Origin of the sequence: Neisseria sp. P0008.S004 (genome assembly GCF_051962755.1) — a bacterium.
Lineage (GTDB): Bacteria > Pseudomonadota > Gammaproteobacteria > Burkholderiales > Neisseriaceae > Neisseria > Neisseria subflava_A.
This window is the reverse complement of sequence record NZ_JBQCUZ010000001.1, coordinates 107,816-122,023: the sequence shown is the minus strand read 5'-3', so window position 1 is coordinate 122,023 and position 14,208 is coordinate 107,816. Positions and strand designations below refer to the sequence as shown.

General features: G+C 49.0%; 14 protein-coding genes. 7 read left to right on the top strand and 7 right to left on the bottom strand.

The features are described 5' to 3' along the window. Nucleotides 1–98 precede the first annotated feature (98 nt). From ACTHSW_RS00555 to ftsZ, 7 genes are all read left to right on the top strand, one after another. Complete coding sequence (locus tag ACTHSW_RS00555; RefSeq protein WP_070459549.1) at nt 99–1,361, top strand: FtsW/RodA/SpoVE family cell cycle protein; 1,263 nt, start codon at nt 99–101, stop codon at nt 1,359–1,361. A gap of 4 nt (nt 1,362–1,365) precedes the next feature. Further along, nucleotides 1,366–2,433 (top strand): undecaprenyldiphospho-muramoylpentapeptide beta-N-acetylglucosaminyltransferase, encoded by a 1,068-nt coding sequence (gene murG, locus ACTHSW_RS00550; protein ID WP_070459546.1) that lies wholly within the window; start codon nt 1,366–1,368, stop codon nt 2,431–2,433. 166 nt (nt 2,434–2,599) lie between these two features. Continuing rightward, nucleotides 2,600–4,009: a UDP-N-acetylmuramate--L-alanine ligase gene (gene murC, locus ACTHSW_RS00545; protein WP_070459541.1), complete on the top strand. Its 1,410-nt coding sequence runs from the start codon at nt 2,600–2,602 to the stop codon at nt 4,007–4,009. A gap of 87 nt (nt 4,010–4,096) precedes the next feature. Beyond that, the gene (locus ACTHSW_RS00540) at nt 4,097–5,011 is read left to right on the top strand and encodes a D-alanine--D-alanine ligase (RefSeq protein WP_070459538.1); all 915 of its coding nucleotides are present in this window, start codon (nt 4,097–4,099) and stop codon (nt 5,009–5,011) included. After that, entirely contained in the window at nt 5,001–5,720 is a 720-nt protein-coding gene (locus ACTHSW_RS00535) for a cell division protein FtsQ/DivIB (protein ID WP_049328386.1), read from the top strand. Before ACTHSW_RS00540 ends, ACTHSW_RS00535 begins: the two co-directional genes overlap by 11 nt. A 74-nt stretch (nt 5,721–5,794) precedes the next feature. After that, the gene (ftsA, locus tag ACTHSW_RS00530; protein WP_070459535.1) at nt 5,795–7,042 is read left to right on the top strand and encodes a cell division protein FtsA; all 1,248 of its coding nucleotides are present in this window, start codon (nt 5,795–5,797) and stop codon (nt 7,040–7,042) included. Nucleotides 7,043–7,295: 253 nt separating this feature from the next. Beyond that, nucleotides 7,296–8,495 carry a cell division protein FtsZ gene (gene ftsZ, locus ACTHSW_RS00525; RefSeq protein WP_440373738.1) on the top strand — a complete coding sequence of 400 codons (1,200 nt, stop codon included), beginning with the start codon at nt 7,296–7,298 and terminating at the stop codon, nt 8,493–8,495. Nucleotides 8,496–8,614: 119 nt separating this feature from the next. Here ftsZ and ispH read toward each other — a convergent pair whose 3' ends face one another. The 7 genes from ispH to ACTHSW_RS00490 form a co-directional block, all read right to left on the bottom strand. Beyond that, nucleotides 8,615–9,583, bottom strand: a complete 969-nt coding sequence (gene ispH / locus ACTHSW_RS00520) for a 4-hydroxy-3-methylbut-2-enyl diphosphate reductase (RefSeq protein ID WP_440373737.1) — start codon at nt 9,581–9,583, stop codon at nt 8,615–8,617. A 13-nt stretch (nt 9,584–9,596) separates the two neighbouring features. Next, nucleotides 9,597–10,103, bottom strand: coding sequence for a signal peptidase II (gene lspA, locus ACTHSW_RS00515; protein WP_440373736.1), 507 nt, complete (start codon nt 10,101–10,103; stop codon nt 9,597–9,599). Between the two features lie 151 nt (nt 10,104–10,254). Further along, nucleotides 10,255–11,154 (bottom strand): glycine--tRNA ligase subunit alpha, encoded by a 900-nt coding sequence (gene glyQ / locus ACTHSW_RS00510; RefSeq protein WP_003685919.1) that lies wholly within the window; start codon nt 11,152–11,154, stop codon nt 10,255–10,257. An 81-nt stretch (nt 11,155–11,235) separates the two neighbouring features. Next, a complete protein-coding gene (gene yacG / locus ACTHSW_RS00505) occupies nt 11,236–11,418 on the bottom strand; it encodes a DNA gyrase inhibitor YacG (RefSeq protein WP_440373735.1) in 183 nt (60 codons plus the stop codon). Further along, on the bottom strand, nt 11,415–12,035 hold the full coding sequence (coaE, locus tag ACTHSW_RS00500; protein ID WP_440373734.1) for a dephospho-CoA kinase: 621 nt from the start codon (nt 12,033–12,035) through the stop codon (nt 11,415–11,417). Before coaE ends, yacG begins: the two co-directional genes overlap by 4 nt. After that, on the bottom strand, nt 12,035–12,922 hold the full coding sequence (locus ACTHSW_RS00495; RefSeq protein ID WP_440373733.1) for a prepilin peptidase: 888 nt from the start codon (nt 12,920–12,922) through the stop codon (nt 12,035–12,037). Before ACTHSW_RS00495 ends, coaE begins: the two co-directional genes overlap by 1 nt. A gap of 1 nt (nt 12,923) precedes the next feature. Next, nucleotides 12,924–14,165, bottom strand: coding sequence for a type II secretion system F family protein (locus ACTHSW_RS00490; RefSeq protein ID WP_440373732.1), 1,242 nt, complete (start codon nt 14,163–14,165; stop codon nt 12,924–12,926). Between the last annotated feature and the right edge of the window lie 43 nt (nt 14,166–14,208).

Sequence of the window (14,208 nt, the reverse complement as noted above, 5' to 3'; positions counted from 1 at the left end):
ATAAACCTTTAAAATAACGTTAATTCATTTTTTCAGACGGCCTCTTGCCCATTAGCAGGCCGTCTGAATATTTTATTCAAGCCGTTACGGATGTTTTCATGATTAGTCTTTCCAAAATGCTTGACCGGCCGATTGCGCGCGATGGTCGGAAGTTTGATGTTTCTCTCTTGTGGATGGTCGTCTTAATGACGGTCTTCAGCCTGATTATGATTTATTCGGCTTCTATTGCGTATGCGGCATCGGAAGGGGGTAGCCAGTTTTCTTTTGTGTTTAAGCAGGCAATGTTTATCCTGTTTACAGTGGCTATATGCTTGCCGCTTTTCCTGCTGAAGATGAGTTTCTGGCGGCGGATTATTCCGTTTTATTTTGCTGTTTCAGGTTTGCTGTTGTTGCTGGTTTTGTTTGTCGGCCGTGAGATTAATGGCGCGACGCGCTGGATTCATATCGGGCCGCTCAACTTGCAACCGACTGAATTTTTCAAATTGGCGACGGTCTTGTACTTGTCCAGCCTGTTTACGCGCCGTGAAGAAATGTTGCGCGATTTGGATTCTTTGGGTTGGTCGTCTTTGTTTACCGGTATTGGCGATTTGGTGTGCAGCCCCTTTAAAAGTGAAGCTTGGGTAAGGGTAAAGGAACGCTTCCGTAAGTTTAAGACCTTGATTCTGCCGATTATGTTGGTGGCGGTCGGTTTGGTTTTGATTATGGGTCAGCCGGACTTTGGCTCGTTTGTCGTGATTGTTGTGATTACCATGGGTATGCTGTTTTTGGCAGGCTTCCCGTGGAAGTATTTTGCTGTATTGGTGGCGACCGTTGTGAGCGGTATGGGCTTGCTGATTTTGGCCGCGCCTTACCGTATGGCGCGTGTGGCGGCGTTTTTGGACCCTTGGAGCGATCCTTTGGGTAAAGGCTATCAGCTGACCCATTCCTTGATGGCGATTGCGCGCGGCGGCTGGTTTGGCGAGGGCTTGGGTGCGAGTTTGGAAAAACGTTTCTACCTGCCTGAAGCGCATACGGACTTTATTTTTGCCGTCATCGGCGAGGAATTCGGCTTTTTCGGGATGCTGGTTTTGGTGTTCTGCTACGGCTGGCTGGTGTGGCGCGCGTTTTCCATCGGCAAGCAGGCGCGTGATTCGGGCTTGATGTTCAGCGCGTACATTGCCAACGGTATCGGTATTTGGATTGGTATTCAGAGTTTCTTCAATATCGGTGTAAACATCGGTATCCTACCCACTAAGGGCCTGACTTTGCCGTTTATGTCTTACGGCGGTTCGGCTGTCTTTATCATGCTGGTGTGCATTACTTTGTTATTGCGCATTGATTATGAAAACCGCCAAAAAATGCGCGGTTATTCGGTGGAGTAAAACCATGAGCGGTAAAACTTTTATGCTGATGGCCGGCGGTACGGGCGGCCATATTTTCCCTGCATTGGCGGTTGCCGAGTCGCTGCAAAAGCGCGGCCATCATGTGATTTGGCTGGGCAGTCAGGATTCGATGGAAGAGCGTATCGTGCCGCAATACGGCATACGCTTGGAAACGCTGGCCATTAAAGGCATACGCGGCAACGGAATCAAGCGCAAGCTGATGTTGCCATTTACGCTGTATAAAACCGTCCGTGCGGCGCAGCAGATTATTAAGAAACACCGTGTCGAGTGCGTTATCGGTTTTGGCGGTTTTGTTACTTTCCCCGGTGGCTTGGCGGCAAAAATTTCCGGTGTGCCGATTGTGATTCATGAGCAAAACGCCGTAGCCGGTTTGTCCAACCGCCAACTGTCGCGTTGGGCAAAACGTGTCCTGTACGCTTTCCCCAAAGCATTTCAACATGAAGGCGGATTGGTGGGTAACCCTGTCCGTGCCGATATTGCGGCATTGCCTGTTCCCGAAGAACGCTTTGAAAACCGTCAAGGCCGTCTGAAAGTTTTGGTGGTGGGTGGCAGTTTGGGTGCGGATGTGTTGAACAAAACCGTTCCGCAAGCTTTGGCATTATTGCCTGAGGCGGCCTGTCCGCAAATGTATCATCAGTCCGGCCGCAATAAATTGGGTAACCTGCAGGCGGATTATGATGCATTGGGTGTACAAGCCGAGTGCGTCGAATTTATTACCGATATGGTATCCGCCTACCGCGATGCCGATTTGGTAATTTGCCGTGCCGGCGCGCTGACGATTGCCGAGCTGACGGCTGCCGGTTTGGGTGCATTGCTGGTGCCGTATCCGCACGCGGTGGACGACCATCAAACAGCTAATGCGCGCTTTATGGTGCAAGCCGAAGCTGGTTTGCTGCTTCCGCAAACTCAACTGACGGCAGAAAAACTGGCCGAAATCCTCGGCGGATTAAACCGTGAAAAATGCCTGAAATGGGCGAAAAATGCCCGTACCTTGGCGTTGCCGCACAGTGCAGACGATGTGGCGGAAATTGCCATATCTTGTGCCGAATAAGCAGGCAAGACTTTGTTCAAGGCCGTCTGAAAAGTTAATTAACGGCGTTTCAGACGGCCTTTATTGCTTTTGTTAAAATTCCTTTACAATAAAAGCATAGCGCAGAAGCGGATAGCCCTTTAAAATAACGCCTTTACGCACTAAAAACCAACCGGAACGCAACGTTATGATGAAAAATCGAGTGACCAACATCCATTTTGTCGGAATCGGCGGCGTCGGCATGAGCGGTATTGCCGAAGTTTTACACAATTTGGGCTTTAAAGTTTCCGGTTCGGATCAGGCGCGTAATGCCGTTACTGAGCATTTGAGCGCTCTCGGCATCCAAGTTTACCCAGGGCATACTGCCGAACACGTCAATGGTGCCGACGTGGTTGTTACCTCTACTGCCGTTAAAAAAGACAATCCTGAAGTCGTTGCCGCGTTGGAACAGCAGATTCCCGTGATTCCGCGCGCGTTGATGTTGGCGGAACTGATGCGCTTCCGCGATGGTATCGCCATTGCCGGTACGCACGGTAAAACCACAACAACCAGCCTGACTGCTTCTATTCTCGGCGCGGCAGGTCTTGACCCGACTTTCGTTATCGGCGGAAAGCTCAACGCAGCAGGTACCAACGCCCGTTTGGGTAAAGGCGAATACATCGTTGCCGAAGCCGACGAATCTGATGCCTCTTTCCTGCACCTGACCCCGATTATGTCCGTTGTGACCAATATCGATGAAGACCACATGGACACTTACGGCCACAGTGTTGAGAAGCTGCATCAGGCGTTTGTGGATTTTATCCACCGTATGCCGTTTTACGGCAAAGCGTTTTTGTGCATCGACAGCGAACACGTCCGCGCGATTTTGCCCAAAGTGAGCAAGCCTTATGCTACTTACGGCTTGGACGATACTGCCGATATCTACGCAACCGATATTGAAAACATCGGCGCGCAAATGAAATTTACCGTTCATGTTCAAATGAAAGGACATGAGCAAGAGCCGTTTGAAGTTGTTTTGAATATGCCCGGCCGCCACAACGTCCTCAATGCGTTGGCGGCTATCGGCGTTGCGCTGGAAGTTGGCGCATCGGTTGAAGCCATTCAAAAAGGTTTGCTCGGCTTTGAAGGTGTCGGCCGCCGTTTCCAAAAATATGGCGACATCAAATTGCCAAACGGCGGAACTGCGCTGCTGGTGGACGATTATGGTCACCATCCTGTCGAGATGGCGGCAACCCTTTCCGCTGCGCGCGGTGCATACCCTGAAAAACGCTTGGTCTTGGCTTTCCAACCGCACCGCTATACCCGCACACGTGATTTGTTCGAAGATTTCACCAAAGTCCTCAATACCGTCGATGCGCTGGTGTTGACCGAAGTTTATGCCGCAGGCGAAGAGCCGATTGCCGCAGCCGATTCCCGCGCTCTGGCACGCGCCATCCGAGTATTAGGCAAACTTGAGCCGATTTACTGTGAAAACGTTGCCGACCTGCCGCAAATGCTGTTGAATGTTTTGCAAGACGGCGATGTCGTGTTGAATATGGGTGCCGGCAGTATCAACCGCGTTCCGTCTGCATTGGTGGAATTGTCGAAACAATCATAATAAACAGGCATATTGGCCTTTGAGGACAGATAGGTCGTCTGAACAATATTCAGACGGCCTGTATCAGTATTTAAGAAAGTGGAAATTATGCAGAATTTTGGCAAAGTGGCCGTGTTGATGGGTGGCTTTTCCAGCGAGCGCGAAGTTTCGCTGGACAGCGGCGCCACTATTTTGGCTGCCTTGAAAAGCAAAGGTGTCGATGCCCATGCGTTCGACCCCAAAGAAACCCCGTTGTCTGAATTGAAAACACAAGGTTTTCAGACGGCCTTCAATATTCTGCACGGCACTTTCGGCGAAGATGGCGCGGTTCAAGGCGCGTTGGAACTGATGGGTATTCCTTACACCGGCAGCGGTGTGGCCGCCTCTGCGCTGGGTATGGACAAATACCGCTGCAAACTGATTTGGCAGGCCGTGGGCTTGCCTGTTCCTGAGTTTGCCGTATTGCATGACGACAGCGACTTTGATGCCGTTGAAGAAAAATTGGGCCTGCCGATGTTTGTGAAACCTGCCGCGGAAGGCAGTAGCGTCGGCGTGGTAAAAGTAAAAGAAAAAGGCCGTCTGAAAAGCGTTTACGAAGAATTGAAACACTTGCAGGGCGAAATCATTGCCGAACGCTTTATCGGCGGCGGCGAATATTCTTGTCCGGTATTGAACGGCAAAGGTCTGCCGAGCATTCATATTATTCCGGCTACCGAGTTTTACGACTACGAAGCCAAATACAACCGCGACGATACGGTTTATCAATGCCCGTCGGAAGATTTGAGCGAGGCGGAGGAAAACCTGATGCGAGAACTCGCTGTGCGTGGCGCGCAGGCGATTGGTGCGGACGGCTGTTCGCGCGTGGACTTTCTGAAAGATACGGACGGTAAACTGTATCTCTTGGAAATTAATACCTTGCCCGGTATGACCAGCCACAGTTTGGTGCCAAAATCTGCAGGCCATACCGGCGTAGATTTTGCTGATTTGTGTATTGAGATTTTGAAGACCGCTCATGTGGGATGATGCAGGCGCACTGGGTCGGCTGACCCGCCGGCTATTGGTGCTGATGACCTTTCTGTTGATAGGTTCGGGCATAGCTTGGCTTTACAATTCCAAATATTTCCCTGTGAAACAGATTGCCATTCAGGGCAAGCTGAAATATGCTTCCAGCAAAGAATTGCAAACTGTTGCAAGAGAGCATATCAGGGGTAATATGTTCCGCGCCGATATTGATTCGGCGCAGGCCGCTTTTCAGGAGCTGCCTTGGATTGACTCGGCAATGGTACGCCGCCGTTTTCCGGAAACTGTGGAAATTATCCTGACCGAGCGTGTGCCGGTTGCGCATTGGCGCGCTGGCGGCTTGGTGGACAGTAAGGGCAATGTGTTTGCCGCAAGCCTGAAACAGGACCTGCCTATATTTGAAGGGCAGCAGGGGACAGGCAAAGACATGGTCAAACATTATGCGGACTTTTCCGGTATTTTGAGCCCGTTGAAACTGACCATCAAAGAATTGATCTACACGCCGCGTTCGGCATGGCTGCTTGTATTGAATAACGGCATTACCGTGCGCTTGGGGCGTGAAAACGAAATCAAACGTTTGCAGCAGTTTGCCCAGATTTGGCCATCGCTGCTGCGTAAAAAACAAAGTCGTATCGAGTATGTCGATATGCGTTATAAGGATGGTTTTTCAGTCCGTTACAGGCCGTCTGAAAACCCTTCCGACAGTGAATAGCCGATTAGACGTGAAGCAATCTTGTTTCAAAAATAATCAAACCGTCAGTCAGACAACATAGCGAACGAGCAATTATGGAACAACAACAAAATAAATATATCAGTGCCTTAGACATTGGTACGTCCAAGGTCATCGCCTTAATCGGTGAGATTCGGGAAGATAACGAAATCCACATTGTTGGCTTGGGTCAAAGCCCTTCACGCGGCCTGCGTGCAGGTATGGTGACCAACATTGACGCCACTGCACAAGCCATTCGTCAGGCGGTAGAAGATGCCGAGCTGATGGCAGATACCAAAATTTCCCACGTCGTCACCGGTATTGCCGGTAACCATATCCGCAGTCTGAATTCACAAGGCGTGGTCAAAATTAAAGATGGCGAAGTATCGCAAGCCGACATCGATCGTGCCATCGAAACGGCCAAAGCCATCAATATTCCGCCTGATCACAATATCTTGCATACTGTGGTTCAAGAGTACATCATCGACAACCAACCCGGTGTGAAAGAGCCTATCGGCATGAGCGGCGTGCGTTTGGATACCCGTGTACACATCATCACCGGTGCGAATACTGCTTTGCAAAATATCCAAAAATGTATCCAACGTTGCGGCCTGCAAATGGATCAAATCATGCTTCAGCCTTTGGCAAGCGGTCACGCCGTTTTGACTGAAGACGAAAAAGATTTGGGCGTGTGCGTCATTGATATCGGTGGCGGTACAACCGACATCGCGGTTTATACCAATGGCGCAATCCGCCATACTGCGGTCATTCCCGTTGCCGGCGATTTGATTACCAAAGACTTGGCACAAGCCTTGCGTACGCCGCACACTGCAGCCGAGTACATCAAAATCCATTACGGTGCTGCCATTCCGACTATGGACGGCTTGGATGAAATGATTGAAGTTCCTAGCGTTGGCGACCGTCAATCACGTCAAATTTCACGCCGTGTATTGGCTGAAATCATCGGCCCGCGCGTAGAAGAGATTTTGGAATTGACGCTTAACGAATTGCGCCGCTCCGGCTTCCCTGAAGAAGTGCTGACTTCAGGTATCGTTTTGACCGGTGGTGCTTCTATGTTGACCGGTATTGTTGAGTTGGCGGAAGAAGTCTTCAACCTGCCGGCGCGTATCGGTGTTCCACAAGAAATGGGCGGCGTATCCGAGCGTATCCGCAATCCACGCTATTCAACCGCCATCGGTCTTTTGCAGGCGGCAAGGGGAGAGGAAGACGGCGCGCCGGTGACAGGTGCCATTGTGGTTCATGATCAGGCTGAAAAAATCAGTCTGTGGGCAAGACTGATGAAATTCGTTAAAGAAAATTTCTGATAAAAGTTTTCAGGGCAGGCGGTGTAGCAACCGTTTGTCCTGAATATTTAAGTGAGATTAAACGGTTTTAAATAATTGCTAAGTGAATAATTTAAAACTTGTATATTTTCTGTTAAAAAATGTAGTAAAAATATAACGCCGACAGCCGAATGGTAAGAAGATTTTTGCCAGTATCTGGATACTTCTTATATAATACGGATAATGAGTTATTTTTGAACCGTCCTTAATAAAGCGGGGCGCGGAGGATTATTGAATGGAATTTGTTTACGACGTAGCAGAATCAGCAACAAGCCCTGCTGTTATTAAAGTTATCGGTTTGGGTGGCGGTGGCTGTAATGCTATCAACAACATGGTTGCCAACACCATTCATGGTGTTGAGTTCATCAGTGCCAATACCGATGCGCAATCATTGGCTAAAAACAATGCGGCTAAACGCATTCAATTGGGTACAAACCTGACACGCGGTTTGGGTGCCGGCGCAAATCCTGAAATCGGTCGCGCCGCTGCTCAAGAAGATCGCGAAGCCATCGAAGATGCCATCCGTGGTGCAAACATGCTGTTCATCACTACCGGTATGGGTGGTGGTACAGGTACCGGCTCTGCTCCTGTTGTGGCTGAAATCGCTAAAGAAATGGGTATCCTGACTGTTGCGGTTGTAACCCGTCCGTTTGCTTATGAAGGTAAACGCGTACATATCGCTCAAGCAGGTTTGGACCAACTCAAAGAGCGCGTCGATTCCCTGATTATTATCCCGAACGATAAATTGATGACTGCCTTGGGCGAAGACGTGACCATGCGCGAAGCTTTCCGTGCGGCAGACAATGTACTGCGTGATGCGGTTGCCGGTATTTCCGAAGTGGTGACTTGCCCTAGCGACATGATCAACTTGGACTTCGCCGACGTGAAAACCGTGATGAGCAATCGCGGTATCGCCATGATGGGTTCAGGTTTTGCACAAGGTATCGACCGTGCCCGTTTGGCTACCGATCAAGCTATCTCCAGCCCGCTCTTGGATAACGTTACTTTGGATGGCGCACGCGGTGTATTAGTAAACATTACCACTGCTCCTGGTTGCCTGAAAATGTCTGAGTTCAACGAGATTATGCGTATCGTCAACCAAAATGCACACCCTGAAGTGGAATGCAAATTTGGTGCTGCCGAAGACGAGAGCATGAGCGAAGATGCTATCCGTATTACCATCATTGCTACCGGCTTGAAAGAAAACGGTACTGACAACCAACTGCGTGCTGCTGCCCGTACCCAACAATTGGTACGCGGTGCGGAAGAAGCGCCTCAAGCTCAAGGCCAAAGCAGTGCTGAAAGCTTGGTTCGTACCAACCGCAATATCCGTTCTATGAATCTGACTGCGGCTGATTTCAGCAACCAGTCTGTACTGGATGACTTTGAAATTCCGGCTATCTTGCGCCGTCAGCAACATATTTCTGATAAATAATCAGGATCATGTATGAAAAGACCTGCTTTAAAGGCAGGTCTTTTTTATTAGTAAAATATACTTAAGGCCGTCTGAAAATTTTCAGACGGCCTTAAGTTCAAATAAAGCAAATAACAAGCTTACCCTTTATTTAGAATTTGTTTGTTTTCGCCCTCGCGACGCAACTCTTTGGGTAAGACAAATACAATGCTTTCTTCTGCACCTTCTCCTTCGCGTATGGTCTCATGTCCCCAATCTTGAATGGTTTGTAAGACTTCTCGAACCAAGACTTCGGGCGCAGATGCCCCGGCAGTGACACCGACCTTGGTTTTGTTTTCAAACCATTCTTTTTTCAGATAGGTAGCATTATCGACCATATAGGCATCAACTCCGCGCAATGCGGCTACTTCACGCAAGCGGTTGCTGTTGGAAGAATTGGGCGAGCCGACAACAATCACGAGATCGCATTCTTCGGCCAATTCTTTAACGGCAGTTTGGCGGTTGGTTGTGGCGTAGCAGATGTCTTCTTTGTGTGGATTGCGGATATTGGGGAAGCGTTGATTTAAGGCCGCAATAATGTCTTTGGTTTCATCCACCGATAAAGTGGTTTGGCTGACGTAGGCAAGTTTGTCAGGATTTTTGACGTTCAGTCCGGCTACATCTTCCACTGTCTCAACCAGAAACATTTTACCCGGAGGTAATTGTCCCATCGTGCCTTCCACTTCGACGTGGCCTTTGTGGCCGATCATGATAATTTCGTAATCTTGCTCATCGAGGCGGGCTACTTCTTTATGGACTTTGGTTACCAGAGGGCAGGTGGCATCAAAAACGCGGAAACCACGTTGTGCCGCTTCTTCCTGTACGGCTTTGGATACGCCGTGAGCAGAGTAAATCAGTGTTGCGCCCTTTGGGACATCCGCCAAGTTATCGACAAATATAGCACCTTTTGCCCGCAGATTGTCCACGACGAATTTGTTGTGAACGACTTCATGGCGGACGTAAATGGGCGCGCCGAATTCTTCGAGTGCACGTTCAACAATGCTGATGGCACGGTCAACACCGGCACAGAAGCCGCGGGGATTGGCAAGGATAATGGTTTTTTGAGTCATGTGTGTTCCGTTTTCAGACGGGCTTTGTGTCGTTTGAAGGTGTTTTTTTGTGCAGCAAACCATCTATTACCAAGCAAACTGCGCCAACGCAGATAAAGCTGTCGGCAATGTTAAATGCGGGGTAGAACCAGTTTTGCCAATAGAAAAGCAGAAAATCGACAACGTGGCCGTGAATCAGACGGTCAACCACATTGCCAATCGCGCCACCGATAATCATGGCAGCCCCCAGTTTACCCCAGCGGCCAAACTCATCACGCCAGATAGCTCGGGCCAAATACAGGCTGATAACGACTGCCAGACCTAAAAAGAAGAATTTTTGCCAGCCGCCTTGGTCGGCCAAAAAGCTGAATGCCGCGCCTGGATTATAGGCAAGGGTCAGGTCAAAAAAGTCTGGAATGATGTTGAGACGTTCGCCTTCGGTAAAGTGTTTCAAGATTTCCCATTTGCTCAGTTGGTCAAGAATGATGGCAACGAGGGAAAGTAAGAAAAAGGGCGTTTTTGCAGAAGAGGATGAACTCATGTTTTCAGGCGGTTTATGTAATAAAGGGCTTATTTTACCTGAAAGCAGGCTGGAAGTGTTTGCGATGGTATCGGCGTTAAGGCCGTCTGAAAATAGAAACGCCGCCACTTGAATATATCAAAGGGCGGCGGCGTGATAAGCATGTGCGGGCTTATTGATTCTTAAGCAATGGGAAGCCCAGTTTCTCGCGACTTTCAACGAATTTTTGAGCAACGATGCGGCTCAGTGCACGAATACGGCCAATGTAGGTTGCGCGTTCGGTAACGGAAATGGCACCGCGTGCATCTAAGAGGTTGAACGTGTGGCCGGCTTTGAGTACAAGCTCGTAAGCAGGCAGGGCAAGACTGGTGTCTTCAACTGCAAGCAGGCGTTTGGCTTGTTCTTCATAGTCGTTGAATTGGCGCAAGAGCCAATCGGCATCGCTGTATTCGAAGTTGTAGGTGGATTGTTCGACTTCGTTTTGATGATAAACGTCGCCGTAAGTGACGATGTTGCCATCAAGGGTTTTTGCCCAAACAAGGTCGTATACGTTTTCCACGCCTTGCAGATACATGGCGAGACGCTCAATACCGTAGGTGATTTCACCGAGTACAGGGGAGCAGTCGATACCGCCGACTTGTTGGAAGTAGGTGAATTGGGTTACTTCCATGCCGTTAAGCCAAACTTCCCAACCCAAGCCCCAAGCGCCGAGAGTAGGGTTTTCCCAGTCGTCTTCGACAAAGCGGATATCGTGTACTTTAGGGTCGATACCCAATTCGCGCAGGGAGTCGAGGTATAGGTCTTGAATATTGGCTGGCGCAGGTTTGAGCGCAACTTGGAATTGATAGTAGTGTTGCAGGCGGTTGGGGTTGTCGCCATAGCGGCCGTCTTTGGGGCGGCGGCTGGGTTGAACGTAAGCGGCAAACCAAGGCTCCGGGCCTAATGCACGCAGGCAGGTGGCTGGATGTGAAGTACCGGCACCAACTTCCATATCGAAAGGTTGGATAACGGTGCAGCCTTTGTCTGCCCAGTAATTTTGTAATTTGAAAATAATTTGTTGGAAGGTGAGCATGGTGGATGGAATAGATTGTAATAAAAAGGGTATTTTACTGTTTTGAGCCTGTTTTGGATAGGCTGAAGGAAGCAGCGCAGTTTATTTGCCGTCCAACAGGTTTGAAAAGGGGTCGTCTTCCGAAGAAACAGTGTATTTTTCTTGCGCCCATTCGCCTAAATCAATGAGTTTGCACCGTTTGCTGCAGAAAGGGCGGTAGGGGCTGTCGGTGTTCCAAACGACTTCTTTGTGGCAGGTCGGACATTTTACAACAGGAGTAGTCATGCAGTTTCTTTCAGTGATTGTGCAATAGATTGATAGTATTGATGCAAGCGGGCAACCTTGATTTTTGCTTCTTCCAAGCTATGGGTATTGTCTAATACATCGTCGGCATGAAGCAGTTTGTCAGATCGGGAAGCTTGGGTTGCCATGATTTGACGCGTTTGTTCTTCTGAAAAACCATTGCGTTGGTGTACGCGTTTGATTTGGACGGACTCCGGAACATCTACAACCAAAATGCGGTCGGTCTCCGCTTTAAATGCCGGATTCTCAATCAAAAGCGGTACATCGACAATGCCGTAAGTAGAGGAGGCAAGTTGTTGTTTCTGACGTTGGATTTTGTTTAAGATTAACGGTAGAAGCAGGTTTTCCAGTTGTTTTTTGGATTGAGGCCGTCTGAAAACTTCTTCCCGTAAAGCCATACGATTCAGACGGCCTTCATGATCAAAAACCTCATCGCCGAAAAGCTGGCGGATGGCAGGAAGGGCTTCGCCGTTTTCAGCGGTCAGTGAACGGCTGATGGCATCGGCATCGATAATGGGTACGCCAAGCTCGGCAAACATTTGGGCGATAGATGATTTGCCGCTACCGATACCGCCGGTCAAGCCTATCCATAATGTCATTATCGGAATCCTGATTGTACGAGCCACCATTGTACCAGTTGGGTAATAGGTGCATTGGCAACCAAAATAATCCATCCTGCTACAGCAAGGCTGGGACCAAAAGCAAAATATTGACCTTTACCGACGCGGGCAATGAGTGCGCCCACCAGTCCGACCAAGGCAGCCATGAAGATCAGAACAGGCAAAATTCCTACGCCCAGCCATGCCCCGATCGCGGCCAAAAGTTTGAAGTCGCCATTGCCCATGCCGATTTTACCGGTCAGAAGTTTATAGACGGCGCATAAAGCATAAAGGCTCATATAGCCTGCAATTGCGCCCCAAACGGCTGAAGGCAGGGGTACGAATGTGTCATTCAGATTAAACAACAGGCCGATCCAAATTAGGGGCTGAGTCAGGCTGTCGGGTAAATATTGAGTATCGGCATCGATAAAGGTCAGCGCAATCAATATGGCAGTCAAAATTAATCCGCCAATAGTCACCCATGACCAGCCGTATTGCCACGCGACAATACCGAATAAGACGCCTGTCAGCAGCTCAATCAACGGATAGCGTATGCTGATATGGGTTTTGCAGGCGTGGCATTTCCCACCTAGGAAAACATAGCTGAGGATGGGTATATTTTGCCAAAATCTGATCGGACTTTTGCATTCAGGACAGCGTGAATTCGGTTTACGCAGATTAAATGGCTGTTTTTCTTCGTCTGTCAGCTCGATGCCCAAATGTTCTTTGGAAAATTGTGTCCATTCACGCTCCATCATTATCGGCGTGCGATAAATGACGACGTTCAGAAAGCTGCCAATCAGTAATCCCAAAATAACGGCTAAAGGAATGGCGAATGGCGCAAGAACGGAGAGGGTGTCAATGGCAGAGTAAATACTATTAAGCATATCAACCTACGACATTACCCAAGTTAAACAACGGCAGATACATGGCAATCAGCAAGATACCGATGAGCGAACCCAATACCACCATGATGATAGGCTCCATCAAGTGAGACAATCGGGAGACGGAGTTGTCTACTTCATCTTCATAGAATTCGGCGGCTTTGTTCAGCATATCGTCCAAAGAGCCTGACTCTTCGCCGATGGCCGCCATTTGGATCACCATATTTGGGAACATATCTGTACTTTGCATACTGGATGTCAGCGACAGACCTTGGGTTACCTTGGCGCGGATGTCTTGAGTGGCTTCTTCATAGAGAATATTGCCGGATGCGCCTGCAACTGAATCTAATACTTCCACCAAAGGAACGCCGGCTGCGAAGAGGGTAGAAGTCGTACGCGCCCAACGGGCAATGGTCGCTTTACGGACGATGGTGCCAAAAACAGGCAGTCTCAAAATCAAAGCATCGATTCGTTTTTGGAAAGTAGGCGATTTTTCATGGAGTTTGTACAGTCCGAAGGCGGAAACAATCAAAAGGATGATCATAATCCAGCCATAATCGACGAATAAATCGGACAAGTTCATGACAAGTTGGGTAAGGCTTGGCAGCTCTGCACCCATATTGGCATAAACTTCTTTAAAGGCAGGCAGTACAAACATCATCATGATGAAGATAAGCGCAATCGCCACCACGATAATGGCAATCGGGTAGGTCAGTGCGGTTTTAACTTTTTTCTTAATGGCCTGGGTTTTTTCTTTATAGACAGCCAGTTTGTCCAATAGGCTTTCCAGTACGCCGCCGGATTCGCCTGCGCTGACCAGATTGCAATAGAAACGGTCGAAATATTTTGGATATTTGGAGAATGATTTACCCAATGCGCTACCTTGTTCGACATCGGAGCGAACCTGCATCAGCATTTCGGTCATGCTCGGATTGGAGTGGCCGCGCGCAACGATTTCAAAAGCCTGCATCAGCGGTAAGCCTGCCTTCATCATCGTTGCCAGTTGGCGGGTGAACACTGTAATGTCTTCTTGGGTAATACGGCGTTTGCGTGCGGTTTTGACTTTGCTGATACGCAAAGGGCGAATGCCTCTGCGTTGGAGTTTTTTGCGTGCTTCTTCTTCGTCTTTGGCAACTACTTCACCACGGACAAGACGTTCGGTCTCGGTATTTTTTCCTTCAAATGTAAAACGCTTGCCTTTGCTTCTTGAGCCGAACAGACTTCTTTTTTGCTCTGCTTGAGCCATGAGTTATCCCTTGTTAGTAAGAAATAAAGCGGACTGTTTCCCC

Excerpts from the sequence above, each read along its gene's own strand:
- ACTHSW_RS00555 (WP_070459549.1), top strand. The coding sequence starts at position 99 with ATGATTAGTCTTTCCAAAATGCTTGACCGGCCGATTGCGCGCGATGGT.
- murG (WP_070459546.1), top strand. The coding sequence starts at position 1,366 with ATGAGCGGTAAAACTTTTATGCTGATGGCCGGCGGTACGGGCGGCCAT.
- murC (WP_070459541.1), top strand. The coding sequence starts at position 2,600 with ATGATGAAAAATCGAGTGACCAACATCCATTTTGTCGGAATCGGCGGC.
- ACTHSW_RS00540 (WP_070459538.1), top strand. The coding sequence starts at position 4,097 with ATGCAGAATTTTGGCAAAGTGGCCGTGTTGATGGGTGGCTTTTCCAGC.
- ACTHSW_RS00535 (WP_049328386.1), top strand. The coding sequence starts at position 5,001 with ATGTGGGATGATGCAGGCGCACTGGGTCGGCTGACCCGCCGGCTATTG.
- ftsA (WP_070459535.1), top strand. The coding sequence starts at position 5,795 with ATGGAACAACAACAAAATAAATATATCAGTGCCTTAGACATTGGTACG.
- ftsZ (WP_440373738.1), top strand. The coding sequence starts at position 7,296 with ATGGAATTTGTTTACGACGTAGCAGAATCAGCAACAAGCCCTGCTGTT.
- ispH (WP_440373737.1), bottom strand. The coding sequence starts at position 9,583 with ATGACTCAAAAAACCATTATCCTTGCCAATCCCCGCGGCTTCTGTGCC.
- lspA (WP_440373736.1), bottom strand. The coding sequence starts at position 10,103 with ATGAGTTCATCCTCTTCTGCAAAAACGCCCTTTTTCTTACTTTCCCTC.
- glyQ (WP_003685919.1), bottom strand. The coding sequence starts at position 11,154 with ATGCTCACCTTCCAACAAATTATTTTCAAATTACAAAATTACTGGGCA.
- yacG (WP_440373735.1), bottom strand. The coding sequence starts at position 11,418 with ATGACTACTCCTGTTGTAAAATGTCCGACCTGCCACAAAGAAGTCGTT.
- coaE (WP_440373734.1), bottom strand. The coding sequence starts at position 12,035 with ATGACATTATGGATAGGCTTGACCGGCGGTATCGGTAGCGGCAAATCA.
- ACTHSW_RS00495 (WP_440373733.1), bottom strand. The coding sequence starts at position 12,922 with ATGCTTAATAGTATTTACTCTGCCATTGACACCCTCTCCGTTCTTGCG.
- ACTHSW_RS00490 (WP_440373732.1), bottom strand. The coding sequence starts at position 14,165 with ATGGCTCAAGCAGAGCAAAAAAGAAGTCTGTTCGGCTCAAGAAGCAAA.